Annotated in this window: 18 protein-coding genes and 1 tRNA gene; 11 read left to right on the forward strand and 8 right to left on the reverse strand. The window is 72.9% G+C overall.

Annotated elements, in window-relative coordinates:
* Window positions 1–14: 14 nt before the first annotated feature.
* Both QM772_RS08285 and QM772_RS08290 read right to left on the reverse strand, forming a co-directional pair.
* Window positions 15–1,187, reverse strand: coding sequence for an efflux RND transporter periplasmic adaptor subunit (locus QM772_RS08285; protein ID WP_415135375.1), 1,173 nt, complete (start codon window positions 1,185–1,187; stop codon window positions 15–17).
* A 15-nt stretch (window positions 1,188–1,202) separates the two neighbouring features.
* The gene (locus tag QM772_RS08290; protein ID WP_415135377.1) at window positions 1,203–2,639 is read right to left on the reverse strand and encodes an efflux transporter outer membrane subunit; all 1,437 of its coding nucleotides are present in this window, start codon (window positions 2,637–2,639) and stop codon (window positions 1,203–1,205) included.
* Window positions 2,640–2,955: 316 nt separating this feature from the next.
* Here QM772_RS08290 and QM772_RS08295 point away from each other — a divergent pair, with 316 nt between their 5' ends.
* Together QM772_RS08295 and QM772_RS08300 are read left to right on the forward strand one after the other, a co-directional pair.
* Window positions 2,956–3,243: a DUF1778 domain-containing protein gene (locus QM772_RS08295; protein WP_415135379.1), complete on the forward strand. Its 288-nt coding sequence runs from the start codon at window positions 2,956–2,958 to the stop codon at window positions 3,241–3,243.
* A complete protein-coding gene (locus tag QM772_RS08300) occupies window positions 3,240–3,758 on the forward strand; it encodes a GNAT family N-acetyltransferase (protein ID WP_415135381.1) in 519 nt (172 codons plus the stop codon). The genes QM772_RS08295 and QM772_RS08300 overlap by 4 nt, the downstream gene beginning before the upstream one ends.
* Before the next feature lie 56 nt (window positions 3,759–3,814).
* Here the strand turns inward: QM772_RS08300 and glnE are convergent, their stop codons facing one another.
* Window positions 3,815–6,604, reverse strand: a complete 2,790-nt coding sequence (gene glnE / locus QM772_RS08305) for a bifunctional [glutamate--ammonia ligase]-adenylyl-L-tyrosine phosphorylase/[glutamate--ammonia-ligase] adenylyltransferase (protein WP_415135383.1) — start codon at window positions 6,602–6,604, stop codon at window positions 3,815–3,817.
* Between the two features lie 70 nt (window positions 6,605–6,674).
* On the opposite strand from glnE, the gene QM772_RS08310 reads away from it, so the two are divergent.
* The 5 genes from QM772_RS08310 (at window position 6,675) to QM772_RS08330 (ending at window position 14,853) form a co-directional block, all read left to right on the forward strand.
* Window positions 6,675–10,766 carry a YhdP family protein gene (locus tag QM772_RS08310; protein WP_415135385.1) on the forward strand — a complete coding sequence of 1,364 codons (4,092 nt, stop codon included), beginning with the start codon at window positions 6,675–6,677 and terminating at the stop codon, window positions 10,764–10,766.
* A complete protein-coding gene (locus QM772_RS08315; RefSeq protein ID WP_415135387.1) occupies window positions 10,763–11,584 on the forward strand; it encodes a carbon-nitrogen hydrolase family protein in 822 nt (273 codons plus the stop codon). Before QM772_RS08310 ends, QM772_RS08315 begins: the two co-directional genes overlap by 4 nt.
* Before the next feature lie 582 nt (window positions 11,585–12,166).
* Complete coding sequence (locus tag QM772_RS08320) at window positions 12,167–13,147, forward strand: Bug family tripartite tricarboxylate transporter substrate binding protein (protein WP_415135389.1); 981 nt, start codon at window positions 12,167–12,169, stop codon at window positions 13,145–13,147.
* Complete coding sequence (locus tag QM772_RS08325; protein WP_415135391.1) at window positions 13,144–14,133, forward strand: succinylglutamate desuccinylase/aspartoacylase family protein; 990 nt, start codon at window positions 13,144–13,146, stop codon at window positions 14,131–14,133. Before QM772_RS08320 ends, QM772_RS08325 begins: the two co-directional genes overlap by 4 nt.
* 420 nt (window positions 14,134–14,553) lie before the next feature.
* Window positions 14,554–14,853, forward strand: a complete 300-nt coding sequence (locus QM772_RS08330; protein WP_415135393.1) for an antitoxin — start codon at window positions 14,554–14,556, stop codon at window positions 14,851–14,853.
* 202 nt (window positions 14,854–15,055) lie between these two features.
* Here QM772_RS08330 and QM772_RS08335 read toward each other — a convergent pair whose 3' ends face one another.
* From QM772_RS08335 to QM772_RS08345, 3 genes are all read right to left on the reverse strand, one after another.
* Window positions 15,056–15,283, reverse strand: a complete 228-nt coding sequence (locus QM772_RS08335; protein WP_415135395.1) for a type II toxin-antitoxin system prevent-host-death family antitoxin — start codon at window positions 15,281–15,283, stop codon at window positions 15,056–15,058.
* Window positions 15,284–15,448: 165 nt separating this feature from the next.
* Window positions 15,449–15,524: transfer RNA gene (locus tag QM772_RS08340), tRNA-Arg, on the reverse strand.
* A 28-nt stretch (window positions 15,525–15,552) separates the two neighbouring features.
* Window positions 15,553–16,170, reverse strand: a complete 618-nt coding sequence (locus tag QM772_RS08345) for a TetR family transcriptional regulator (protein WP_415135397.1) — start codon at window positions 16,168–16,170, stop codon at window positions 15,553–15,555.
* A gap of 268 nt (window positions 16,171–16,438) precedes the next feature.
* On the opposite strand from QM772_RS08345, the gene QM772_RS08350 reads away from it, so the two are divergent.
* From QM772_RS08350 to QM772_RS08365, 4 genes are all read left to right on the forward strand, one after another.
* Window positions 16,439–17,713 (forward strand): efflux RND transporter periplasmic adaptor subunit, encoded by a 1,275-nt coding sequence (locus tag QM772_RS08350; RefSeq protein ID WP_415135399.1) that lies wholly within the window; start codon window positions 16,439–16,441, stop codon window positions 17,711–17,713.
* Between the two features lie 14 nt (window positions 17,714–17,727).
* Window positions 17,728–21,000 (forward strand): efflux RND transporter permease subunit, encoded by a 3,273-nt coding sequence (locus QM772_RS08355; RefSeq protein WP_415135401.1) that lies wholly within the window; start codon window positions 17,728–17,730, stop codon window positions 20,998–21,000.
* Complete coding sequence (locus tag QM772_RS08360; RefSeq protein ID WP_415135403.1) at window positions 20,997–22,457, forward strand: efflux transporter outer membrane subunit; 1,461 nt, start codon at window positions 20,997–20,999, stop codon at window positions 22,455–22,457. The genes QM772_RS08355 and QM772_RS08360 overlap by 4 nt, the downstream gene beginning before the upstream one ends.
* A 64-nt stretch (window positions 22,458–22,521) precedes the next feature.
* The gene (locus tag QM772_RS08365) at window positions 22,522–23,052 is read left to right on the forward strand and encodes a c-type cytochrome (protein WP_415135405.1); all 531 of its coding nucleotides are present in this window, start codon (window positions 22,522–22,524) and stop codon (window positions 23,050–23,052) included.
* 98 nt (window positions 23,053–23,150) lie between these two features.
* On the opposite strand, the gene QM772_RS08370 is transcribed toward QM772_RS08365, so the two are convergent.
* Together QM772_RS08370 and QM772_RS08375 are read right to left on the reverse strand one after the other, a co-directional pair.
* Window positions 23,151–23,699, reverse strand: coding sequence for a DUF2946 family protein (locus QM772_RS08370; protein ID WP_415135407.1), 549 nt, complete (start codon window positions 23,697–23,699; stop codon window positions 23,151–23,153).
* A 7-nt stretch (window positions 23,700–23,706) separates the two neighbouring features.
* Window positions 23,707–24,738, reverse strand: coding sequence for a YheT family hydrolase (locus QM772_RS08375; RefSeq protein ID WP_415135409.1), 1,032 nt, complete (start codon window positions 24,736–24,738; stop codon window positions 23,707–23,709).
* Window positions 24,739–25,000: the final 262 nt, after the last annotated feature.

A 25,000-nucleotide genomic window follows, 5' to 3' on the forward strand; every position in this document is an offset into this window, starting at 1 on the left:
GCGTCGCTTACTACTTATTTGATAGCTGCCGGCGCTTGACTGGCGGGCGCTGGAGCCTGATTCGGCTCTGAATCCTGCACCACCCGCACATGGTCGCCGTCGTTCAGGAAGGCGGCGCCGCGCACCACCACGGTGGCGCCTTCGGGCAGCGCGTCCAGCAGCTCGATGCGGTCGCCCGCCAGCCGGCCGGTGCGCACGCGTTGCAGGCGCACCGCGTCGCCCGGCTGCATCAGCAGCACGTGGGCGAAGCCGTCGCGCATGACGATGGCCTCCTGCGGCACCGTGAGCGCGCGGCTCTCGCCCACGTCGATGCGGCCGCTGGCGAACATGCCGGCGCGCGCGAGCGAGCCGGCCGGCAGATCGACGTAGACGGTGGCGTAGCGCGTCTTCGGGTCCACCGTGGGGCCGAGCTGGCGCACCGTGCCCTGTACGCGCGGCACGGCATCCGGCGGGCCGGGCAGGGTCAGCTCGGCGGCCTGGCCGGGGCGGATGCGCGCCAGGTCCTCGGCCATCACGTCGGCGCGCCACTCCAGCCGGCCGCGCCGCACCAGGCGGAACAGCTCGGTGCCGTTGTCCGCCACCTGGCCGACGGTGGCGCTGCGCGCGGAGATCACGCCGGCGTCGGGCGCGCGCACCTCGGCGCGGTCCAGCCGCAGGCGCTGGGCGGCCACCACCGCGCGCGCCGCCTGCACGCGGGCGCGGGCGGTCTTCTCGGCGGTGCGGTACTGGGCGATCTGCTGCGCGCTCAAAGCGCCGCTGGACTCGACGGCGGCGGCGCGCGCGGCGTTGCCCGCGGCCTCGGCCAGCGCCGCCTCGGCCTCGGCCAGCGAGGCCTGCGCCTGCGCCTCGTCCTGGCGCACCGGCGCGGCGTCGAAGGTGGCCAGCACCTGGCCGGCGCGCACCACGTCGCCCACGTTCACCTTCACGTCGGCCACGCGCAGGCCCTGCACGTTGGCGCTGACGATCGCCTCCTGCCACGCCGCCACGTTGCCGTTGGCGGCCACCTGCTGCGCCAGCACGCGCGGCTCGGGCCGCGCCACCGTCACCGTGAGGGCGGCGCGCGGCGCGCTGGCGGCGGCCTGCGGGGCGCTGGCCTTGTCGGCGGCGGCAGGCTTGTCGCCGCCGCCGCAGGCGGTCAGCAGCGTGGCGGCCAGAGCGGGGATCAGGAGGGTGCGGAAATGCGTCATGTGCGGCATCCGTGTTCAGTGCGCCCAGCCACCACCGGCGGCGCGATAAAGCTGCACGCCGGCGGCGCGCGCGTCGTGCTCGGCTTGCAGCAGGCCGGTCTCGGCGGCCAGCAGGTTGCGGCGCGCCTCCTCCAGTTGCGGCAGGCTCGCCATGCCCTGGCGGTACATCGCCTCGGTGGCGGCGAACTGCCGGCGGTAGCCGGCGACGGCGGCGCGCGCGTCTGGCGTGCGTTCGCGGGCGGCGGCGCCCTGCACCAGCGCGGTCTCCACCTCCTGCACCGCCTGGCGCACCTTGGCCTGGTAGTTGGCCACCGCCTCGTCGTAGCGGCCGCGCGCGGCAGCCTGGCCGGCGGCGATGCGGCCGCCGTCGAACAGCGGCAGCGACAGTTGCAGCGGCCCGAACGACCAGATGCTGAAGTCCTGCGACACGCCGCCGGCGCGCAGCCGCAGCGCGCCGATGCTGCCGGCCAGGCTGAGCGCGGGCCAGCGCGCGACGTCGGCGGCGCCCACCTCGGCGCGCGCGGCCAGCACCTCGCGCTCGGCGGCCCACACGTCGGGGCGCTGGCGCAGGGTGTCGGCGGGCATCTCTACTATCGAAAAGAGAGCTGCTGGCGCTTGACTGGCGGGCGCTGGAGCCATTTTTTGCATCAAATCAGGTTCGGGCAGGCCGGTCAGCGCCACCAGCACCTTGCGCTGCGCGTCGCAGGCGGCGCGCTGCTGCGCCGTGCGGGCGCGCGCGTCGGCCGCGCTGGCGTCGGCCAGGGCCGCGGTGGCGGGCGCGGTGAAGCCGGCGCCCTGGCTGATGGCGGCCAGCCGCGCGGTCTCGGCGCGCGAGGCGGCGTCTTGCGTGGTGGTGTCCAGCAGGGCCTGGCACAGGCGCAGGCCGTAGTAGGTGTCGGCCACGTCGGCCGCCAGCGACACGCGCGCCAGCTGCGCCAGCGCCCGGGCGCCGTCGGTGCGCGCCTGGGCCGCTTCGACCAGCGCGCGCTGGCGGCCGAACAGGTCGATCTCCCAACTGGCCTGCGCGCCCGCTTGCAGCGTGGTGACCACCGGCAGATCGACCCCCGGCGCCGTGGTGCCCACGCTGCCGCCGTTGCCGCGCGAGGCGCTGGCGGCCACGCCGAGCTGCGGCAGCAGCCCCGCGCGCGCGCTCTGCGCCTGCGCGCGCGCCTGGGCCACGCGCGCCTCGGCGGCGGCCAGCGTGGGGCTGCCGGCCAGCGCGGCGTCGATCAGCGCCGACAGCGCCTCGTCGCCCGCCTCGCGCCACCAGCCGGCCAGCCGCGCCGGGTCGCCGCCGTGCGGCAGCGGGGCTTGCCAAACGGCGGGCCAGGTGGCTTCGAGCGCGGGCGGTTCCGGGCGCGGCGCGGCGCAGCCGGCGAGCAGGCCGGCCAGGGCCAGCGCGGCGGCTTGCGCGTGTCGTCGGATGCGAGGGCGGTGAAGGGCGATCCACATGGCGGTATGAAACGAAGCCGGCCATTGTGCCGTCAGCCCGCGCCATTTCTGTGTCCTTCCGCTGCGTGGGGGTTCACCAGCGGTTGAGCGGAATGGCGGCAGAGCGGTGCTGGCTGGAATGAAAGCGATGGCGCGATGCTCGCGGCACCGCGCTCGGCGCGCCAGCGGCTTGCGACGAAACGCGGTGTGGCGGGCGCGAAATGCACCGGCGGCGGGACGGATGGCCGTCCGGTACCGACATTTCCCTTTGAATGTGTATTGTGATTTGCGCTACGCCGCTACAATAGACCGTTCATCAAACCCCGTGAGGCCCGCCATGACCCTCGCCGCCCGCAAGGAACACCCGTTGTCGCTCCGGCTCGCCGAAGCCGACATTGCCGTGATCGACCGCGCCGCAGCGCTGCGCGGGCGCTCGCGCACCGAGTTCATGCGCGACGCGGCGGTGCGCGCCGCCGAAGAGGTGGTGCTGGACACGCTGCCGATCCGCATGAGCCCCGAGGGGTTCGACGCCTTCCTGGCCGCCCTGTCGGCGCCTGGCGCGGCCGTGCCCGAGATGGTGGAAGCGCTGCGGCGCCCGGCGCCCTGGGAACGCACGCTGGAATGATCGAGGGGCCGGAGCCGCTTGCCGAGCGGCACGACGTTTCGGCCTTCTCCTGCGGCCATGCGGCGCTGGATCGCTGGTTGCAGACGCGCGCGCTGTCCAACCAGCAGAAGGGGTTCACGGCGGTCGTCGTGGTGCACGTGGGCGGGCGCGTGGTCGGGTTCTATGGCCTCTCGCCCACGGCGGTGCTGCCGGCACAGTTGCCGCGCGCGATCCGTACCGGCCAGCCGCCCGACCCGGTGCCCTGCCTGCTGCTGGGGCAGCTGGCGACGGACACGGCCTGGGCCGGCCGAGGCGTCGGCACGGGGCTGGTCAAGCACGCCTTGCAGCGCAGCGTGGCCGCGGCCCGCCTGATCGGCGGGCGCGCACTGGTGGTGCATGCGGTGGACGCGGACGCGGCGGCGTTCTGGGTGCGCCGCGGCTTCGTGGCCTCGCGCGACGATCCGCTGCTGCTGTTCCGGTCGATGACGGACATCGCCGCGTCGCTGGCGGCTGCCGGCGCTCTGCCGGATCATTGAGGAAAACTCCGAAAAAGATAGCTGCCCGCGCTTGCCTGGCAAGCGCTGGAGCCTGATCAGGCTTTCATGTCGCCGAACACCGCCTGCCACAGCACCATGATCGCATCGCGCTCAGCCGCCACGCCTTCGGGCGGCACCTGGGTGGGCTGCTCGTCAAGCCGCGCCATGTGCTGGCGGCGGCGCAGGCTGCGGTAGGCGTCGCCGGCGTGCTGGCCGACGCCGGGCGGCAGCAGGCCGGCATCTTCGGCGCGGCGCAGCAGGGCGATGTTGCCCAGGTTGGGCTCCAGCCCGGGGTGGGCGCCGCTGTCCGCCAGCACCAGGAACTGGGTGACGAACTCGGCGTCGACCATGCCGCCGGGGCTGTGCTTGACGTCGAACAGGCCAGGCGGCACCGGGTGGGCGGCGCGCATGCGCTCGCGCATGGCGATGATCTCGGCCTTGAGCGCGGCGCGGTCGCGCGGCGCGGTGACGACGGCGTGGCGCACGGCGTCGAAGCGGGCCTCCAGGGCGCCGGCCTCACCCAGCACGGGCGGGATCATCCGGGCGCGCGTCATCGCCTGGTGCTCCCAAGTCCATGCCGTGTTGCTGCCACGGTTCTCCTGGTAGTCGGCGTAGGCGTCGATGCTGGTCACCAGCAGGCCGGAGTTGCCGTTGGGGCGCAGCGCGGTGTCGATCTCGAACAGGTCGCCCTCGCCGGTCTTGACGGTGAGCCAGTTGATCAGCTTGCGCACCAGCGCGCCGTAGATCTCGGGGGCGCGCTCGTCGTCGTCGTCGAACACGAAGACGATGTCGAGGTCGCTGCCGTAGCCCAGCTCCTTGCCGCCCAGCTTGCCGTAGGCGATGACGCCGAAGCGCGGCTCGCCGCGGTGCTTCTGCCGCAGGCGCGGCCAGCACCAGCGCGTGGTGACGCGCAGGATGGCGTCGGCCAGCGCCGACAGGTCGTCCGCCACCTGCTCCACCGTGAGGCGGCCGGTGACGTCGCGCACCAGGGTGCGGAACACCTCGGCGTGGTGGGCGCGGCGCAGCAGGTTGAGCAGGTTCTCCTCGTCGTCCTCGCGGGTGCGGCGCAGGGCGGCGTGGCGCTCTTCCAGCTCGCGCTCGAAGGTGGCGGCGTCGAAGCGCTCGGCCAGCACGCCGGCGTTGGCCAACTCGTCGATCACGCCGGGGTGCTGCAACAGGTAGCGCGCCGGCCAGCGCGCCGTGCCCAGCACCGTGAGCAGGCGCTCATGCACGGAGGGGCGCTCCAGCAGCAGGGCGACGTAGCTCTCGCGCCGCAGCAGCGGCTCGACCCAGTCGACGAAGCGCAGCACCGCGTCCTCGCCGACGCGGCCCTCCCGCAGCCACTGGGCGGTGCGCTGCAGCAGGCGCAGCAGGCGGCCGCGCGCCTCGTCGCGCAGCGCCTGCACGCGCGGGTGCTGGCGCCACTCTTCCACGCGCTCGCGCACCGGCGGAGGCAGCAGGGCCAGCACGGCCTCGATCTCGGGCGGCGCGGCGCGCGCGGCGGCGCCCTGGCCCTTCTTGCCGCAGCCCTTGCAGGGCGCGTCGCCTCCGAGCAGGCGGTCGAACTCCTGCGCCACGAACTCGCGGTGCGCGCCGAGGTCGGCGAGAAAGGGGCAGGCGCTGTCGTAGCCCAGGGTGCGGGCGATCCAGTCGAGATCCTCGTCCTGCGTCGGCAGGATGTGGGTCTGCTGGTCGTCCAGGTACTGGATGCGGTGCTCGACGCGGCGCAAAAAGACGTAGGCGCGCGCCAGCGCGTCGGCCGTCTCCCGCGGCATCAGGCCGGCGCGCGCCACGCGCTGCAAGGCCTCCAGCGTGGGGCGGGTGCGCAGCTCGGGGAACTGGCCGCCGCGCACCACTTGCAGCAGCTGCACGGTGAACTCGATCTCGCGGATGCCGCCGCGCGACAGTTTCACGTCATTCGCGCGCTCGGGCCGGCCGGCCGAGCGCTTGCTGGCGTGGTCGCGGATCTGGTGGTGCAGCGTGCGCAGCGCCTCGAACACGTTGTAGTCGAGGTAGCGGCGGAACACGAAGGGCAGCACCACGCCGCGCAGCGCCTGCGCCGAGCCGCCTTTGATGGCGGCGCGCGGGGCGACGGCGCGGCTCTTCATCCAGGCGAAGCGCTCCCATTCGCGGCCCTGCACCTGCATGTATTCCTCCAGCGCGTCGAGCGAGCACACCGTGGGGCCGGAGTTGCCGTTGGGCCGCAGCGCCAGATCGACGCGGAACACGAAGCCGTGCTCCGTCACGTCGCCCACCAGCGCCTGGATCAGCTTGACGGCGCGGGTGAAGTACTCCTGCGCCGAGACCTGGCCGCGCCCGTCGGCGCGGCCGGTGGTCTCGCCGTCCTCGTCGTGGATGTAGATCAGGTCGATGTCGCTGGACACGTTCAGCTCGCGCGCGCCCAGCTTGCCCATGCCGATCACCCACAGGTGCGCGCACGCGCCGGCCGCCGTCAGGGGCGGGCCGTGGCGCTCGTCGAGCTGGGCGAAGGCGTCCTCGCAGGCGGCGTCCAGCGCCAGCCCGGCCAGCTCGGTAACGGCGCGGGTGACCGCCTCCAGGGGCGCGGCCTGCTCGCAGTCGAGCACCACCAGGCGCTCCATCACCAGTTGGCGCAGGATGCGCAGGCGCGCGCCGAGGTCGTGGCCGCGCCCGGCCAGCGCCGCCAGACAGGCCGTCATGCTTTCGCGGTTGGGGGCGCCGGGCGGCAGCAGGGCCAGTTCGTCGGCATAGCGGCGCCGCAGCCGCTGCACCAGGCGCGAATGCGCGGCGCTGCCCGGTGCGCCGGCGAACGGCGCTGACAAACTCTCACTGTTGGTCAAAGAACCTTGCGCGTCGCCGCCGGTCATAATTTCTCTCGTTGCCTCCTGGCCGGACCCGCATTGCTGCCGGGGCGGCCTTTGCCCTCGTCGGAACGCCTTGGTCCAGTTCTCCATCCGCCTCGCCGCCAGCCTGATGAAGTGGGCCGTGCGCGCCGTGGCGACCTTGTTCGTGCTGCTGGCGCTGGCCTGGGCCACGCTGCATTGGGTCATTGTGCCGCGAATCGACGAATGGCGTCCGCGACTGGAACAGCTGGCGTCCGAGGCCCTTGCGGCGCCGGTCAGCATCGGCGCCATCCGGGCCGAATCCAACGCGCTGGTGCCCGCCGTGGCGCTGCTCGACGTGCAGGTGCGCGACCCCAGCGGCCGCCCCGGCCTGCGCGTGCCGCGCGTGCTGGCGGCGTTCTCGGTGCTGTCGCTGGCGCAGGGCGAGCTGGAGCAGTTGGTCATCGACCAGCCCGAGCTGGAGGTGCGCCGCACCGCGCAGGGCCGGCTGCTGGTGGCGGGCATCGACCTGTCGGGCGACGCGGCGGGCGACACCGGGGCCGCCGACTGGTTTTTCTCGCAGCCCGAGTTCGTGGTGCGCGGCGGCCGCGTCAGCTGGATCGACGAGCAGCGCGCCGCGCCGCCGGTGGGCCTGCACGACGTGCAGCTGGTGCTGCGCAACGGCCGCTGGCGCCACCAGATGCGCCTGGACGCCACGCCCGAGGACGGCTGGGGCGAGCGCTTCACGCTGATCGGCCGGTTCCGCCAGCCGGTGCTGTCGCTGCACGCCGGCCAGTGGCGCGACTGGGACGGCCAGCTCTACGCCAGCCTGCCGCACGTGGACGTGTCGCTGCTGCGCCAGTACGCCGACCTGAAGGCCGAATGGGGCGTGGACCTGCGCGAGGGCCGGGGCGCGCTGCGCGCCTGGGCGGACGTGCGCCGGGGCGCGCTGGCGGGCGTCACCAGCGACCTGGCGCTGGGCGCGGTGTCGGTGCGCTTCGGTCCCGAGCTGGAGCCGCTGGCCTTCGGCAGCGTCAGCGGGCGCCTGGGCTGGCGCCACCAGGCGGGCGCGGTGGACTTCGACACGCAGGGCCTGCGCTTCGTCGATGCCGACGGCGTGGCCTGGCCGGGCGGCAACTTCGCCCTGCACTACCGCGACGGCCAGGGCGGCCAGTCTGCCGGCGGCGAGCTGCGCGGCGACACGCTGGACCTGGCCGCGCTGGCCAAGATCGCCAGCCGCCTGCCGCTGCCGCCCGCCGTGCACGCACGGCTGGCGGCGCACCCGGTGCAGGGCCGGGTGGACAACATCCTCGCGCGCTGGGACGGCCCGCTCGATGCGCCGCGCGACTGGCGCCTGCAAACGCGTCTGAGCGCGCTGTCGGTCGGCGCCCGCCCGGCGCCGCCGCGCGCCGACGGCACGCCGGTGGAGGGCGTGCCCGGCATCGAGGGCGCGTCGCTGGATCTGGAGGCCAGCGGCGCCGGCGGCAAGGCCACGCTGGGCATCCGCGACGGCGCGCTGGTGTTCCCCGGCGTGTTCGAGGAGCCGCGCATTCCGCTGGCCGAGCTGGCGGTGCAGGCGAAGTGGCGCGTGCAGGGCGAGCGCATCGAGGTGGATGTCGATGAGCTGAAGCTGCGCAACGCCGACGCCACCGCCAGCTTCAAGGCGCGCTGGCACACGGCGGCCGGCGAGCGGCGCTTTCCCGGCGTGCTGGACCTGGAGGGCGCCTTCAGCCGCGCCGACGGCGCGCGCGTGCACCGCTACCTGCCGCTGGGCATCCCGGCCCCGGCGCGGCACTACGTGCGCGACGCCATCCAGAAGGGCGAGGCGCGCGACTTCGCCGTCAAGGTCAAGGGCAACCTGCTCGACGTGCCGTTCGACAAGAACCCCGCCGCCGGCGAGTTCCGCTTCGCCGGCCAGGTGCAGGGCGTGACCATGGCCTACGTGCCGCGCGCCCTCCAGCCCGAGGAGCAGGCGCCCTGGCCGGCGCTGGAGGCGCTGGCGGGCGAGCTGATCTTCGAGCGCAACGGCATGCAGGTGCGCAACGCCAGCGCGCGCGTGCAGGGCCACCCGGGCTGGCGCTTCGCGCGCATCCAGGCCGGCATCGCCGACATGGGCCACGCCCGCGTGCTGGTCGAGGCCGACGGCCAGGGCGCGCTGGCGGCGGCGCTGGGCATCGTGCGGCAGTCGCCGGCGGCGCAGTACACGCAGCACGCGCTGGACGAGGCCAGCGCCAGCGGCGACGCGGCGCTGAAGCTCAGGCTCGACCTGCCGGTGGACCGCATCGAGAACGCCAGGGTGGAAGGCCGCGCCACCCTGCAGGGCAACGACCTGCGCATCACGCCCGCGTCGCCGCCGCTGGGGCGGGCGCAGGGCGTGATCGGTTTTTCCGAGACCGGCTTCACGTTGCAGGACGCGCGCGCGCACCTGCTGGGCGGCGAAGCGCGCATCAGCGGTGGCACCGTGGCGGGCGCGGCCGCCGGCGCGCCCTCGGTCGTGCTGCGGGCCAGCGGCACGGCCACGGCCGAGGGCCTGCGCGCCATGCACGACTGGGCGCCGCTGCCCGCCTTCGCCCGCCAGGCCAGCGGCAGCGCGGCCTACGAGGCCAGCGTGGGCTTTCGCGCCGGCGCGCCCGAGGTGGCGGTGACGAGCGACCTGCGCGGCCTGGCGTTCGATCTGCCCGCGCCGCTGGGCAAGAGCGCCGAGGCGGCGTGGCCGCTGCGCTTCCAGTCCGGCCCGCAGGCCGGCGAGGCCGGGCGCGAACGCCTGCGCCTGGCCGTGGCCGACCAGCTGGCGCTGGACTACGAGCTGGACACCGGCGTCCGCCCCGCCCGCGTGCTGCGCGGCGCCATCGGCATCGGGCCACAGGCCACGGCGGGCCTGGCGCTGCCGGCCGCGGGCGTGCTCGGCCGCCTGCGGCTGCCCGCGCTGGACGTCGATGCCTGGGACACCGCCGCCGAAAGCCTGCTGGGCGACGCAGCGTCCGCCGCACCAGGCACTGCGACCGGCCCGGCCGACCGCGCCTACCTGCCCAGCGCCTGGTCGGTGCGCGTGGGCGAGCTGCGCGTGGACGACCGCGTGCTGCACGAGTTGGCGAGCGAGGGCACGCGCGAGGGCGCCACCTGGCGCGCCGAGGTGCAGGCGCGCGAGCTGGCCGGCCGCGTCGACTACAGCGAGGGCGCCAACGGCCGCGCCGGCAAGGTGCACGCCCGGCTGGCGCGCCTGTCGATCCCCGCCAGCGCGGCCGGCGAGCAGCCCGCCCTGCTGACCGACCCGCCGGCCCACATCCCGGCGCTCGACATCGTGGTGGACGAGTTCGAGCTGCGCGGCAAGAAGCTCGGCCGGCTGGAGCTGGAGGCCGTCAACCGCGACGCCGCGCCCGCGCGCCAGGGTGCCGCCGGCGGCGTGCAGGAATGGCAGCTCTCGCGCCTGCTGCTGCGCACGCCCGAGGCCAGCTTCACCGCCAGCGGGCTGTGGGCGGGGCCTGCGCGCGGGCCGGCCCCGCCCGCCGACCCGCGCGCGCCCCGGCCGCCGGGCGAGGCGCGCCGCACGCAGCTCGACTTCAAGCTCGACATCCAGGACGGCGGCGCGCTGCTCGCGCGGCTGGACATGCCCGGCATGCTGGCACGCGGCAAGGGGCAGCTCGAAGGCAGCATCGGCTGGGCCGGCGCGCCCTTCTCGCCGCACTACGCCAGCATGCATGGCCAGCTGCACCTGGACATGGGCGCCGGCCAGTTCCTCAAGGCCGACCCCGGCATCGCCAAGCTGCTGGGCGTGCTCAGCCTGCAAGCCCTGCCCCGGCGGCTGACGCTGGACTTCCGCGACGTGTTCTCCACCGGCTTCGCGTTCGACTTCGTGCGCGGCGACGTCGCCGTGCAGGGCGGCGTGGCCAGCACCAACAACCTGCAGATGAAGGGCGTCAACGCCGCCGTGCTGATGGAGGGCAGCGCCGATATCGACAGGGAGACGCAGGACCTGCGCGTGCTGGTGGTGCCCGAGATCGACGCCGGCACCGCCGCGCTGGCGGCCGCCGTCATCAACCCGGCCATCGGCATCGGCGCCTTCGTCGCGCAGCTGGTGCTCAAGCGGCCGCTCATCAAAGCCGCCACGCGCGAATTCCACGTCGGCGGCAGCTGGGCCGACCCGCAGGTCACGCCCGTCAACCCGCGCGCGCAGGCCCCCAAGGACACCGAGGAGGAACGTTCATGAAAGTCGCCGCCATCCAGATGGTCTCGGGCACGCAGGTCGAGCCCAACCTGCGCGCCGCCCACGCCCTGCTGGCCGAGGCCGCCGCCGCCGGCGCCGAGCTGGCCCTGCTGCCCGAATACTTCTGCGTCATGGGCCGGCGCGACACCGACAAGCTGGCGCTGCAGGAGCCGCTGGGCCACGGCCCCATCCAGGGCTGGCTGGCCGCCACCGCGCGCGAACTGGGCCTGTGGATCGTCGGCGGCACGCTGCCGCTGGCCTGCGAGCCGCGCGATGCCGGGCATGTGCGCAACGCTTCTCTAGCGTTCAATCCGCAGGGCGAGCGCGTGGCCTGCTACGACAAGATCCACCTGTTCCGCTTCCACGACGGCAGCCGCCTGTACGACGAGGCCGCCGTGCTGCTGCGCGGCACCCGGCCGACGCTGTTCGACCTGCCCTCGCGCGACGGCCACCGCTGGCGGGTGGGCATGAGCGTGTGCTACGACCTGCGCTTCCCCGAGCTGTACCGCGCCTACGCCGCCGAGGGCGCCGACCTGCTGCTGGTGCCCAGCGCCTTCACCCACGTCACCGGCCAGGCGCACTGGGAGGTGCTGCTGCGCGCCCGCGCCATCGAGAACCTGGCCGGCGTGGTGGCCGCCGCGCAGGGCGGCACGCACGAGAACGGCCGCCGCACCTGGGGCCAGTCGATGGCGGTCGACCCCTGGGGCCAGGTGCTGGCCCTGCAGGCCGAAGGCGCCGGCGTGGTGCTGGCCGAGCTGGACCCGGCGGCGCTGGCGGCGCGGCGGCAGCAGTTGCCGGCGCTGTCGCACCGGGTGCTCTGACTACGTTTTTGATAGCTGCCTGCGCTTTCTGCATGAGCGCTGGCGGCATTTTTCATCATCAACAAAGTCCACTCAAGCCGCTGCGTAATGGCGTCCGGGTTCTGGCGGCAGTCCAGCACCGCGACGACCATGGCAACGCCGCCTTCCAGGCCGTGGTGAACGGCGAAGGGCATCGCCGCTTGGCCAGCGTGCGGTGCGGGCGCCCATCGGGCCTGGGGTGAACGCCCGCGCACAGGGCGAGCGTGTCGATGGCCCCAAACAGGCTGTCGAGAAGCCACCCCCGATGCCCGCCTGCCGCCGCCCGTGGAACACGTAGCCTTCCAGCAGATCATGGCGGCGCCGGCGTTTCAGGCATGGTGTCGGCACGTGGCGGCACGTGGCGGCGGCAGGGCCAGCGCCTCTAGATTTGCCGCCGCATCCCGAACGAGACACAAGGGCGCGAAGATGCCGCGCGCGCCGGCAAGGATCGGGGCCGCGTAAGCTATTGTTTTGAGAGCCTCCAGCGCTCATCCGGCAAGCGCCGGCACCGAAATTGCGTAACATCTCCCCGCATTCCCGCCCATCCTCCAGGAGCCCACCACGATGCCGCGCCCCACCGCCCTCGCCCTGCTGGCGTTCTCTGCCGCCGCCCTGCTGGCCGCGCCCCAGGCCGGCGCCCAGGCCGCCTACCCGAGCAAGCCCATCACCCTCATCGTCGGCTACCCGCCCGGCGGCAGCACCGACCTGACCGGCCGCACGCTGGGCGAGGCCCTCTCCAGGCAGCTCGGCGTGCCGGTGGTGATCGACAACGTGGGCGGCGCCGGCGGCGCCATCGGCGCGCAGAAGGCCGTCAACGCCGCACCGGACGGCTACACGCTGTTCGTCGGCGCCAACAACGAGGTCGCCATCGCCCGGCTGATCAACAAGTCCGTGAAGTACAACCTGCAGGACTTCACCCCCATCGGCCTGGTCGCCACGCAGCCCATGGTGCTGGTGGCCTCCACCTCCTCGGGCGTGAAGAACATCGACCAGTTCATCGCCAAGGTCAAGGCCGCGCCTGGCAAATACAGCTACGGCAGCTCCGGCGTCGGCACCGCGCTGCACCTGTCCGGCGAGACGATCAAGGAGCGCGCCGGCCTGTTCATGACCCACATCCCCTACCGCGGCGTGGCGCCGCTGACCACCGACCTGATCGGCGGCAACCTGGACTACGGCGTGTTCGTGCTCTCCAGCGGCCTGCCGCACATCAGGGCCGGCAAGGTGGTGGCCCTGGGCACCACCGAGGCCAGGCGCTCGCCGATCACGCCCGACATTCCCGCGCTGGCCGAGGACCCGAGGCTCAAGGGCATGGACATCGGCAGCTGGTTCGCGCTGCTCGGCCCGGCCAAGCTGCCCGAGCCCGTCGTCGCCCGGCTCAAGACGGCGCTGGGCGAGGCGCTGAAGTCGCCCGAGTTCCGCAAGAAGATGGAAGAGTCCGGCTCCGTCGTGGCGCCCGCCAGCGGCGGCGTGGACCTGGGCAAGTTCATGCAGGCGGAAGCCGCCAAGTACCAGAAGATCGTGCAGTTCGCGAAGATCGAGCAATGAGCACGCCCGCCCCGCTGGAATTCGAGCTGCCCCGGCCCGACATCGCCGCCTGGCGCGCCGGCAACACCGGCGTCGAGGGCGTGTGGCGCTTCGACACCGGCCGGCCCGGCCGCGAGGTGCTGATCAGCGCACTGATCCACGGCAACGAGCTGTGCGGCGCCTGGGCCCTGAAAGGCCTGCTCGAAGCCGGCCTGCGCCCCGCGCGCGGCGCGCTGACGCTGATGTTCTGCAACCTCGCCGCCTTCGACCGCTTCACCCCCGCCCGCCACGACGCCGCCCGCTTCGTCGAAGAGGACATGAACCGCCAGTGGAGCGACGAGCGCCTGAACAACCCCACCACCCTGGAGCGCCGCCGCGCCGCCGCGCTGCGCCCCTTCGCCCTGCGCGCCGACTGGCTGCTGGACCTGCACTCCATGCACGAGCCCTGCACCCCGCTGCTGCTGACCGGCGTGCAGCCGCGCAACCTGCAACTGGCGCGCGCGCTGCGCACGCCCGAGCACGTCGTCGTCGACGCCGGCCACAAGGACGGCGTGCGCATGCGCGACTTCGGCCGCTTCGGCCTGCCCGACGAAGCGGCGGGCGACACGCGCTCGCTGCTGCTGGAATGCGGCTTCCACGGCGACCCGGCCAGCCGCGCCGTGGCGCAGGACATGTGCCTGCGCTTCCTGGAGCAGGCCGGCGCGCTCGACGCCGGCGCGCTCGACGCCGCCCTGCCTGGCTGGCGCCTGCCCGACGCGCCGTGCCAGTGGGCACTGGCCGTCGAAGGCGCGGCGGTGGCGCGCAGCGAGCGCTTCGCCTTCACCGGGCCCTTCACCGGGCTGGAGATGTTCCCCCAGGCCGGCACCGTCATCGGCCACCACGACGGCCCCGGCCAGGGCGAGGCGGTGACCACGCCCTACGACGACTGCGTGCTGGTCATGCCCTCGGTGCGGCAGGCGCGCAAGGGCGTCACCGTGGTGCGCTTCGCGCGGCGCAGCGCACTGTAGGGCACCACACGGGACTACAAGCCTTTTTGGCCTCCAGCGCCCGCCAGGAAAGCGCTGGCAGCTATCAATAGAGAAGCGTCGCCGCATATCCTTGCCCGCATTCCTTGCCGCCGCCGTCGTGCTGGCAGCCAGCGCATGGCTTGCATAGTGGCGCGCACCGGTCGATCGCTGCCGATGGCCGCAGGTGTCGGCTTGACTGACCTGTCCATCGACCACGCGATTGCCAAGCGTGGAGCACGGCTCACCAGGCCGACACTCGCAACGACCGTGATCTGCCGACAGCGGCCACTGGGCCGGCCGATGGCGCCGCCATCGTCGCCCGCCACGTGATACACCTCGAGCCTATCCCGGGGCTGTTATCAACCCGCGCGGATATCTCCCGACGAAACGTGTTCAAACAAGGCATGAAAGGACATCGCCATGCGTGATCTCGGCATCAACAGCGGCAGCATCGACTACGAAGTGGCCCTGGAAATCTTGGGCCAGAGCCTCCAGCCCTTCATCATGACGATCCAGCGCGAGCGGGAGAAGCCGCACCCCTCCAAAGCGCTGATTGCATACTGCAAGGCTCGGATGGCCGCCATTGGCGACCTACAGGAAGATCTCCGCGTCAATGACCGGGAGACCATCGAACGCATCCTGAACCCCCAGGACGACGTATTCGGGCCGCGCATCAGGAGGATGGCTGCGCCCGAAGATAGCCACGGTCAGCGCTTCTGACGCATAAGAGCTTGCTCAAGCAACTCACCAGGTTGCCAATCGACAAGATCTCGAAGGTGGGCGAGTGTGAACTTGTCCGGCAAGGGCCACCTCGAAGCATGCGAGCCGTCGTCCGCAATGAAACATGCCTCTTTCGAATCGCAGGCCTGGCTGGCGGCGGCTACCTTGTGCAAACCGCTTGGCTTCTGTGCCCGTGGCGTCGTCATGCGGTGAGCCCCAGGGTATCAACGCGGATCGCCTCGATGTCGAAGTCTTCAGCCGCCGCCATGCGCAGCAACCCGACCGGATTCTTGTCGGTCTGGGTAAGTCGACGGTACTCGGCAATCGGCTGAAGCGCGAGAGCGGGCTCACCGTACTCGGTGATGATGACCGTGCTGCTTTCGCGGGCCACCCGCTTCGCCGCGCTCACGTTGTCCAGGATCAGCGCCACCGGTCACCCCTTCTGTTGGCATTTCATTTGTTCGATTCTGCTGGATACCAACAAATCACGCGGATGCCAGCGCGCTGCCACGGACTTACACGGACAACAAAAAGCCCGCAATGCAGGGCTGCATGCGGGCTGGCGGAGGTTGGCGGACTTCTGCGAACGAATTCTTGGCGCGGCTGGCGGGGATCGAACCCACGACCCTCGGCTTCGGAGGCCGATACTCTATCCACTGAGCTACAGCCGCGCGGGATGAAGCCCGGCATTATCCCCGATCACACGGGCGGCAGGCCGATGCCGCGCAGGTAGGCGTCCACGGCCTCGGGCGCCTCGGCCTCCAGCGCGAAGCCGCGCTCCAGCAGCCAGTGGTTGATCAGGCCGAAAATCAGCGCGTCCAGCCCGCGCGCCAGCGTGGCGGCCGGTGCCGGCAGCGCCGCGCCGCGCTGGCGCGCGGCCTTGTCCAGCACCCGCTCGAACCGCAGCACCGAGGCCTGGACGGCCTGCGCCCGCCGCGTGCGCAGCGCGCCCAGGTCGTCGACATGCTCCACCATCAGCATGGCGATCTCGACGACGCGGCGCGTCTGCCCGTCGTGGACGATGCGGCCGATGGCCGCCCGCAGATGCGCGCGCAACTGCGCCACGGGGTCGCCGTCGGCCTCCACCGCCTTGGCGATCTCGGCCTCCAGCGGCAGCGTGACGCGCTCCATCATGGCGCTGAACAGGTCGGCCTTGTCCTTGAAGTGCCAGTAGATCGCCCCGCGCGTGACGCCGGCCGCCTGCGCGATCTCGGCCAGCGAGGTGCGCGCCACCCCGCGCTGCAGGAACACGCGCTCGGCCGCGTCGAGCACGGCGGCGCGGGTGGCTTGGGCGTCTTCCTTGGTGCGGCGCGCCATGGCGTATGAAACCGGGGAATGAATGGCCATTGAAAGGAAAGACCGGATTCTATTGCATACATTCATGTATGTATATAAAATGCGCCGCTTGCCCTGCTGGAAATGGCGGTTTGCCGTCTAATGGGTGCCTGCCGGACGCGGCCTCGCCGGGAGAGCGGGAGGCTCTTGCGCCGCCGACACGCCCCGCCCGCAGGCTTTGGCCTTGCTCCGTTTCACGCCCGGGAATTCTTGCTTTCCGCGGCGCCTGCAATCGTTCTGGAACCACACCATGCCCGTTTTCACCGACCTCCGTTCCGTGTCGCCCGCCCGCCGCGCGCGCGCGGTTGCCGCCAGCGTGCTGGCCGCCGCCGCGCTGTCGGCCTGCGGCGACAAGAAGGCCGATGCCGGGGCCGGCGCGGGCGCCCCGCCGCCGCCCGAGGTGGCGGTGGTCACCGTGCAGCCGGGCGTGGTGCCGCTGACGACGGAACTGCCCGGCCGGCTGGAAGCCTCGCGCGTGGCCCAGGTGCGCGCGCGCGCCACCGGCATCCTGACCAAGCGCGTGTTCAGCGAGGGCAGCGACGTGCGCGCCGGCCAGGCGCTCTACCAGATCGACGCGGCGCCCTACCAGGCCGCCGAGCAGAGCGCGCGGGCGCAACTGGCGCAGGCGCAGGCCACGCTGGCCAACGCCAGCGGCGTGGCGGCGCGCTACAAGCCGCTGGTGGCGGCCAACGCCGTCAGCCAGCAGGAGTACGACGCCGCCGTGGCCGCCGAGAAAGCGGCGCAGGCGCAGGTGGCGGCGGCGCAGGCCGCCGTGCGCACGGCCGGCATCAGCCTGGGCTATGCCACGGTGACGGCGCCGATCTCGGGCCGCATCGGCCGCTCGCTGGTGACCGAGGGCGCGCTGGTCAGCGCCACCGAGGGCACGCAGCTGGCGACCATCCAGCAGATCGACCCGCTGTACATCAACATCACGCAGTCGGCCGCCGAGGTGCTGCGGCTGCGCCAGGCGCTGCAGGCGGGCCAGTTGGCGCGCGCCGGCACCGATGCCGCCAAGGTGCAGGTGCTGATGGAGAACGGCCAGCCGCACACGCAGGCCGCCAAGCTGCTGTTCACCGACCTCAGCGTGGACCCGGCCACCGGCGAGGTGAGCCTGCGCGCCGAGCTGCCCAACCCCGGCGGCGCGCTGCTGCCGGGCATGTTCGTGCAGGTGCGCGTGGAGCAGGCGCAGGTGCAAGGCGCCATCCTGCTGCCGCAGCAGGCGGTGACGCGCGGCAGCCACGGCGACTCGGTGATGGTGGTGGCGGCCGACGGCGCGGTGGCGCCGCGCCAGGTCAAGGTCGAAGGCACGCAGGGGCAGAGCTGGATCGTCACCGGCGGCCTGAAGCCCGGCGAGCAGGTGATGGTGGAAGGCGCCATGAAGCTGATGCTGGGCGCCAAGGTGGTCAAGCCCGTGCCCTGGCAGCCAAAACAGGCTCCAGCGCAGGCGGGACAAGCGCCGTCAGCTCCTGAATCAGGAGCATCCGTCACGCCCGCCGCCGCACCCGCCAGCGCGGCGTCGAACTGAGGGGACGGCCCGGCATGGCACGCTTCTTCATCGACCGGCCCATCTTCGCGTGGGTCATCGCGCTGTTCCTGATGGTGATCGGGGTGACCTCGATCACCCAGCTGCCCATCGCCCAGTACCCGTCGGTGGCGCCGCCGACCATCGTGCTGAACGTGGCCTACCCCGGCGCCTCGGCGCAGGCGCTGGAGGAATCGGTGCTGTCGGTCATCGAGCGCGAGATGAACGGCTCGCCCGGCATGGCCTACATGGAGTCGGTGGCGCAGGCCAACGGCACCGGCAGCATCACCATCAGCTTCGAGCCCGGCACCGATTCCGACCTGGCCCAGGTGGACGTGCAGAACCGCCTCTCGCGCGCCTCGCCGCGCCTGCCCGCCGTGGTCAACCAGCAGGGCGTGCGGGTGGACAAGTCGCGCTCGAACTTCCTGATGTTCGTGATGATGTCCTCGTCCAACCCCGACGTGGACGTCAACGCCGTCTCCGACTACGCCGCGCGCAACGTGCAGCCCGAGCTGCAACGCCTGCCCGGCATCGGGCAGGTGCAGCTGTTCGGCGCCGAGCGCGCCATGCGCATCTGGGTGGACCCGGCCAGGCTGCAAAGCTACAAGCTCGCGCCGGCGGACGTGAACAGCGCCATCGCGGCGCAGAACGCCCAGGTGTCGGCCGGCTCGATCGGCGACCTGCCGCTGGCCGCCGGCCAGACCATGACGGCCACCGTGGTGGTGCCGGGCCAGCTCGGCACGCCCGAGCAGTTCGGCGACATCGTGCTGCGCGCCAACACCGACGGCAGCGCCGTGCGCCTGAAGGACGTGGCGCGCATCGAGCTGGGCGCGCAGACCTACGCCACCTCGGCGCGCCTGAACGGCCAGCCCGCCGCCGGCATGGGCATCCAGCTCTCCTCCACCGGCAACGCGCTGGCGGCGGCCAAGGCGGTGCGCGCGCGCATGACCGAGCTGCAGGCCTACTTCCCATCCGGCGTGAGCTGGACGGTGCCCTACGACGCCTCGGCCTTCGTGAAGATCTCCATCCAGAAGGTGGTGGAGACGCTGCTGGAGGCGGTGGCGCTGGTGTTCCTGGTGATGTTCCTGTTCCTGCAGAACTGGCGCTACACGGTGATCCCGACCATCGTGGTGCCGGTGGCGCTGCTGGGCACCTTCGGCGCGCTGCTGGCGTTCGGCATGTCGATCAACGTGCTGACGATGTTCGGCATGGTGCTGGTGATCGGCATCGTGGTGGACGACGCCATCGTGGTGGTGGAGAACGTCGAGCGCATCATGAGCGAGGAGGGCCTGCCGCCGCTGCAGGCCACGCGCAAGGCCATGAGCCAGATCTCCGGCGCCATCGTCGGCGTGACGGTGGTGCTGATCGCGGTGTTCGTGCCGCTGGCCTTCTTCGCCGGCTCGGTGGGCAACATCTACCGCCAGTTCTCGGCGGTGATGGTGGTGTCGATCGCCTTCTCGGCCTTCATGGCGCTGTCGCTCACGCCGGCGCTGTGCGGCACGCTGCTGAAACCCGTGGAGGCCGGCCACCACCACGCCAAGGGCGGCTTCTTCGGCGGGTTCAACCGCGGCTTCTCGCGCACGGCCAAGGGCTACGAGGGCTTCGTCGCCAGGCTGCTGCGGCGCGGCGGCCGGCTGATGCTGGTCTACCTGGTGCTGGCTGCCGTGGTGGGCTGGCTGTACCTGCGCCTGCCCACGGCCTTCCTGCCGCAGGAGGACCAGGGCAACCTGCTGGTCAACATCCAGCTGCCGCCGGGCGCCACCACCGAGCGCACGCAGGCCGTGGCCGAGCAGGTGGAGAACTACATGCTGAAGCAGCCCGAGGTGCAGAGCATGGTGGCGGTACTGGGCTTCTCGTTCTCCGGCCAGGGCCAGAACGCGGGCATCGGCTTCGTCACGCTCAAGCCCTGGGACGAGCGCGCGGGCGCCCGGCATTCGGCCGACGCCATCGCCGGCCGCGCCATGGGGGCGCTGTCGGCCATCAAGGACGCGTTCATCTTCCCGCTCAATCCGCCGGCCATTCCCGAGCTGGGCGTGAGCGCGGGCTTCAGCTTCCGCCTGCAGGACCGCGGCGGCAACGGGCACGAGGCGCTGGTCGCCGCGCGCAACCAGATGCTGGGCATGGCCGCGCAGAGCAAGCTGCTGGCCGGCGTGCGCCCCAACGGCCTGGAGGACGCGCCGCAGCTGCAGATCGACATCGACCGCGACAAGGCCGCCGCGCAGGGCGTGAGCTTCAGCGCCGTCAACAGCGTGCTGTCCACCTCGCTGGGCTCGTCGTACATCAACGACTTCCCCAACGCCGGACGCATGCAGCGCGTGGTGGTGCAGGCCGACGCGCCGGCGCGCATGACGCCGGACGAGGTGCTGGCGCTCACCGTGCTCAACGGCAAGGGCCAGCCGGTGCCGCTGGCCGCCGTGGCCAGCACGCGCTGGATCACCGGCGCCATGCAGACGGTGCGCTACAACGGCTACCCGGCGATGCGCATCGACGGCGGCCCGGCCGCCGGCTACAGCACCGGCGAGGCGATGGCCGAGATGGAGCGGCTGGCCGCCCGGCTGCCCGCCGGCTTCGGCTACGAGTGGACGGGCCTGTCGCGCGAGGAGAAGCTGGCCGGCAACCAGGCCATGGTGCTGTACGCCTTCGCCATCCTGGCGGTGGTGCTGGCGCTGGCGGCGCTGTACGAGAGCTGGTCGATCCCGCTGGCGGTGATCCTGGTGGTGCCGCTGGGCGTGCTGGGCGTGCTGCTGGCGGTGACCGGGCGCGGGCTGCTGAACGACGTGTACTTCCAGGTCGGGCTGATCACCATCATCGGCCTGTCGGCCAAGAACGCCATCCTGATCATCGAGTTCGCCAAGGATCTGCAAGCCCAGGGCAAGAGCCCGTCCGAGGCCGCGCTGGCGGCGGCGCACCTGCGGTTCCGGCCGATCGTCATGACCTCGATGGCGTTCACGCTGGGCGTGCTGCCGCTGGCCATCGCCACCGGCGCCAGCTCGGCCAGCCAGCGCGCCATCGGCACCGGGGTGATGGGCGGCATGATCGTGGGCACCGCGCTGGCGGTGTTCTTCGTGCCGGTCTTCTACGTGGTGGTGCGCCGCGTCTTCAAGCCCGGCCAGCGCGAGCAGGAGCGCTCGCACCTGCACGCCGAGCACGCCGGCATCACCGCCGCCACGGCCGACACCTACGTGAACGAGGCCGAGCACGGCCTGAGCGACGAGGAGCGCCGCGCGCTGCACGAGGGCGCCGAGCCGCCGCCCCCTTCCGACTCCACCCCGCCGGGAACGCCGCGATGACCCTGACTTCCTCCTTCCGCTGGAGCGCGCTGGCCGCCGCCGCGCTGCTGTCCGGCTGCTCCTTCATCCCCGTGCACGAGCGCCCGGCCGCCCCGGTCGCCGCCGACTGGCCGGCCACGGCCGGCGCGCTGCCCCAGGGCGCCACGGCCGCGGCCGACCTGCCCTGGCAGGCGTTCGTGCACGACGCGCAACTGCGCGAGCTGATCGCGCTGGCGCTGGGCAGCAACCGCGACCTGCGCATCGCGGTGCAGAACATCGAGCAGGCGCGCGCGCAATACCAGATCCGCCGCGCCGACCAGTTCCCCACGCTGGGCGCCAGCGCGACCGGCAGCCGCTCGGCGCCCAACCCCTACGCCGCGTTCGGCGGGCCCAGCGTGGCCTCCAGCTACAGCGTGGGCATCGGCGTGTCGGCCTGGGAGCTGGACTTCTTCGGCCGCGTCGCCGCGCTGAAAGAGGCCGCGCTGGCCAGCTACCTGGCGACGGAAGAGGCCCGCCGCTCGGCGCAGATCAGCCTGGTCGCCAGCGTGGCCAGCACCTGGCTGCAACTGACGACCGACACCGCGCTGCTGGCCCTGGCCGAGCGCACGCTGGCCACGCGCGAGCAGTCGCTGCGCCTGACGCGCCTGCGCTTCGAGAACGGCGCCTCGTCGGCGCTGGACATGCGCCAGGCCGAGTCGCTCGCCGCCAGCGCGCAGGCCGCGCGCGCGCAGCAGCAGCGGCTGCGCGCGCAGGACATCAACCTGCTGACGCTGCTGGTCGGCCAGCCGCTGCCGCAGGCGCTGATTCCGCCGCCGCCGTCGGCGACCGCCGCCCCGGAGGACGATCTGCCCGCGTTCGCCGAGGTGCCGGCCGGCCTGCCGTCCGACCTGCTGCTGCGCCGGCCCGACATCCGCGCCGCCGAGCAGCAGCTGGTCGGCGCCAACGCCAGCATCGGCGCCGCGCGCGCCAGCTTCTTCCCGCGCATCACGCTCACCGCCAGCCTGGGCCGCGTCAGCGCCGACCTGGACGGCCTGTTCGGCGCCGGCGGCAGCAAGGGCTGGTCGTTCGCCCCCGGCATCACGCTGCCGATCTTCGACATGGGCCGCAACCAGGCCAACCTGGACGCCGCCCGTGCCGGGCGCGAGATCGCCGTGGCGCAGTACGAGAAGGCGGTGCAGTCCGCCTTCCGCGAGGTAGCCGACGCCCTGGCCGGCCGCGCCACGCTGGCCGACCAGCTCGCGGCGCTGCAGGCGCAGGCCACGGCCGAGCGCGACCGCCTGCGCCTGGCCGACCTGCGCTACCGCAACGGCATCGCCAGCTTCCTCGACCTGCTGGACGCGCAGCGCTCGCTGTTCGCCGTGGAGCAGGCGCTGGCGCAGGCGCGGCTGGCGCAGCGCGCCAACGAGGTGGCGCTGTACAAGGCGCTGGGCGGCGGCTGGACCGAACCGCCGGCGCCGCAGGCCGCCGACGCGCGCTGACGGCCTCCTATAATCGCCGGCTGGCAAGCGCCCAACCGCCCACGACAAAAGCGCCGAGGACCCCATGAGCGACATCACGCACGAAGAAGCACACACCGGCCCCATCCGGACTCCCAAGCAGCTGTTCTGGGCCAGCGTGGCGTCGTTCGTGATTCCGGTGTTCATCATCATCGGGCTGGTCTACTACGTCACTTCCGCCAACAAGGCGGCGCCGGGTTCCAGCGACATGGAGCGCGCCATCGCCGAGCGCCTGCAGAAGGTCGGCACGGTGGAAATCCGCGACGCCAACCGCCCGCTCGAATCCGGCGAAGCGGTCTACAAGGCCCAATGCGCGGCCTGCCACGCCACCGGCGTCTCCGGCGCGCCCAAATTCGGCGAAGCCGGCGACTGGGGCCCGCGCCTGGGCCACGGCTACGAGGCGCTGCTGAACTCCGCGCTCAAGGGCAAGGGCGCCATGGCGCCGCAGGGCGGCGGCAACTTCAGCGACGTCGAAATCGGCCGCGCCGTGGTCTACATGGCCAACGCCGGCGGCGGCAAGCTGGCCGAGCCGGCAGCCCCGGCCGCCAGCGCGCCCGAGGGCGCGGCCTCGAACTGAGGCGCGCGCATTCCGCCAGAGGCCGGTTCCACGAACCGGCCTTTTTGTTTCTTCAGAGCCAAATCGGCCACCAGCGCCCGCCAGGCAAGCGCCGGCAGCTATCTATTCAGAAGCATGCTCGGACTCTTCACGAACCCGAAGCGCGCCGGCAGCTCATCGGCGCGCACATCGCGCACCGCGCGCGGCCCCCAGCGGCCCTGCTCCAGCGCCTCGGCCGCCGCGCCCACGTCCTGCGTGTGCACCAGGCCCAGGCCGAGGTCGGAGGCCAGGTACAGGCGGCCGGCTTCGTCGGTCAGCGCCTCGCGCACCCGGGCCGGCCGGCTGGTGTGCGACAACACGGCGCCGTCGGCCAGCACGCGCCATATCCAGGGCGCGGCCTCCAGCTCCACGTAGACGCGCTGCGGGCCGTTCTGGAAGTACCACTGGCCGGTGGCGTCGGCCTCGTAGTTGCGGTGGATGAAGTCGATCAGCCGCTCCAGCCGCACCAACGCCCCCTTGGCGCCGGGCACGCCGCTGGCGAAGGCGCCCAGCGCCTGCGCGGCGGCGTCGCGCAGGTACCAGTTGCCCCGCGCGTCCAGCCCCAGCCAGCCGTGGCAGTGCGGCACGTTCGGCCACTTGGCCATGGCCTGCCTGACGATGTCGTCCATGCGTCGATTATGGTGGGCTGCCGGCCTGCGCCAGCAGCCAGCCGCCGACGACGCGCGGCAGCCAGGACAGGTCGCCCGGCGGCCCGCCCTGCGCGAAGCCGGCGTGGCCGCCCTGCCCGGGCTGCCACAGCGTGACGCAGGGGCCGGCCTCGCCCGGGCGCGGCAGCGAGGCGGCGGGCACGAAGGGATCGTTGCGCGCGTTCAGCGCCAGCGCCGGCACGCGGATGCGCGCCAGGTGCGGCTTGGACGCGGCGCGGCGCCAGTAGTCGTCGGCGCTGGCGAAGCCGTGCAGCGGCGCGGTGAAGAGGTCGTCGAAGTCGTGCAGGTCGCGCACGGCGTCCAGGCGCCCGGCATCGAACAGGCCCGGGTGCTGCGCCAGCTTGGCGCGCGCCTTGGCCTTGAGGGTGCGCAGGAACATGCGGGTGTAGACCAGCCGGTTGAAGCCGCGCCCGATGGCGCGGCCGCCGGCCGCCATGTCCAGCGGCGCGCAGACGGCGGCGACGGCGCTGGCCTGCTGCCCCGCCGACGCGCCCGCCTCGCCGGCCCAGCGCAGCAGCGCGTTGCCACCGAGCGAGACGCCGACCACGAGAACGGGCGAGCCGGCGCTGCGCTCGGCAAAGCGGCGCAGGATCCAGTCGATCTCCTCGAAGTCGCCGCAGTGGTAGGCGCGCGGCGCGCGGTTGATCTCGCCCGAGCAGCCACGGAAGTGCGGCACGGCGAAGCCCAGACCGTGCGCGCGCGCCCAGGCGGCGAAGGCTTCGGCGTAGTGGCTGCGCGAGTCGCCTTCGAGACCATGGAACAGCACGAGCAAAGGTGCCCCCACGCTCCCCGCTGCGCGCGGTTCGCGGCCCCCCGGGAGGACGCTCGCGCCTTGGAGCAGCCCAGCGGCGCCCGGCGGCGCGCCGGCCGCAGACTCGGCACCGGCCAGCCAATCGACGTCGATGAAGTCGCCGTCCGGCGTGTCCCAGCGCTCGCGCCGGTAGGCCATGCGCGGGCCACCCGCCCACCGGCTGCGCAGCGCGGGCCAGATGGTCTGCAAGTGGCCGCCCGGCAGCCAGGCCGGCGCGCGGTACGGGGCAACTACGTTTTTGATAGCTGCTGGCGCTTTATGGACGGGCGCTGGAGGCACTTTTTATCAAGAACCCGTTATCCGCAGCAGCACAGCGCAGGATCACCCAAGAGCCCGAAGGCCGCGGAGCAGGCCGGGGCAGCGGCCGCCGCGGACGGGCTTGCACCGGCCGCTGGCGGCGCCCCCTCGAGGGGGGTGGCGCAACAGCGCGCAGCGCGTGGAGCCTGGGGGT

Source organism: Ottowia sp., from assembly GCF_047601385.1.
Taxonomy (GTDB): domain Bacteria; phylum Pseudomonadota; class Gammaproteobacteria; order Burkholderiales; family Burkholderiaceae_C; genus Ottowia.

Excerpts from the sequence above, each read along its gene's own strand:
- QM772_RS08315 (WP_415135387.1), top strand. The coding sequence starts at position 10,763 with ATGAAAGTCGCCGCCATCCAGATGGTCTCGGGCACGCAGGTCGAGCCC.
- QM772_RS08355 (WP_415135401.1), top strand. The coding sequence starts at position 17,728 with ATGGCACGCTTCTTCATCGACCGGCCCATCTTCGCGTGGGTCATCGCG.
- QM772_RS08295 (WP_415135379.1), top strand. The coding sequence starts at position 2,956 with ATGACCCTCGCCGCCCGCAAGGAACACCCGTTGTCGCTCCGGCTCGCC.
- glnE (WP_415135383.1), bottom strand. The coding sequence starts at position 6,604 with ATGACCGGCGGCGACGCGCAAGGTTCTTTGACCAACAGTGAGAGTTTG.
- QM772_RS08365 (WP_415135405.1), top strand. The coding sequence starts at position 22,522 with ATGAGCGACATCACGCACGAAGAAGCACACACCGGCCCCATCCGGACT.
- QM772_RS08330 (WP_415135393.1), top strand. The coding sequence starts at position 14,554 with ATGCGTGATCTCGGCATCAACAGCGGCAGCATCGACTACGAAGTGGCC.
- QM772_RS08360 (WP_415135403.1), top strand. The coding sequence starts at position 20,997 with ATGACCCTGACTTCCTCCTTCCGCTGGAGCGCGCTGGCCGCCGCCGCG.
- QM772_RS08370 (WP_415135407.1), bottom strand. The coding sequence starts at position 23,699 with ATGGACGACATCGTCAGGCAGGCCATGGCCAAGTGGCCGAACGTGCCG.
- QM772_RS08320 (WP_415135389.1), top strand. The coding sequence starts at position 12,167 with ATGCCGCGCCCCACCGCCCTCGCCCTGCTGGCGTTCTCTGCCGCCGCC.
- QM772_RS08290 (WP_415135377.1), bottom strand. The coding sequence starts at position 2,639 with ATGTGGATCGCCCTTCACCGCCCTCGCATCCGACGACACGCGCAAGCC.
- QM772_RS08350 (WP_415135399.1), top strand. The coding sequence starts at position 16,439 with ATGCCCGTTTTCACCGACCTCCGTTCCGTGTCGCCCGCCCGCCGCGCG.
- QM772_RS08325 (WP_415135391.1), top strand. The coding sequence starts at position 13,144 with ATGAGCACGCCCGCCCCGCTGGAATTCGAGCTGCCCCGGCCCGACATC.
- QM772_RS08345 (WP_415135397.1), bottom strand. The coding sequence starts at position 16,170 with ATGGCGCGCCGCACCAAGGAAGACGCCCAAGCCACCCGCGCCGCCGTG.
- QM772_RS08285 (WP_415135375.1), bottom strand. The coding sequence starts at position 1,187 with ATGACGCATTTCCGCACCCTCCTGATCCCCGCTCTGGCCGCCACGCTG.
- QM772_RS08300 (WP_415135381.1), top strand. The coding sequence starts at position 3,240 with ATGATCGAGGGGCCGGAGCCGCTTGCCGAGCGGCACGACGTTTCGGCC.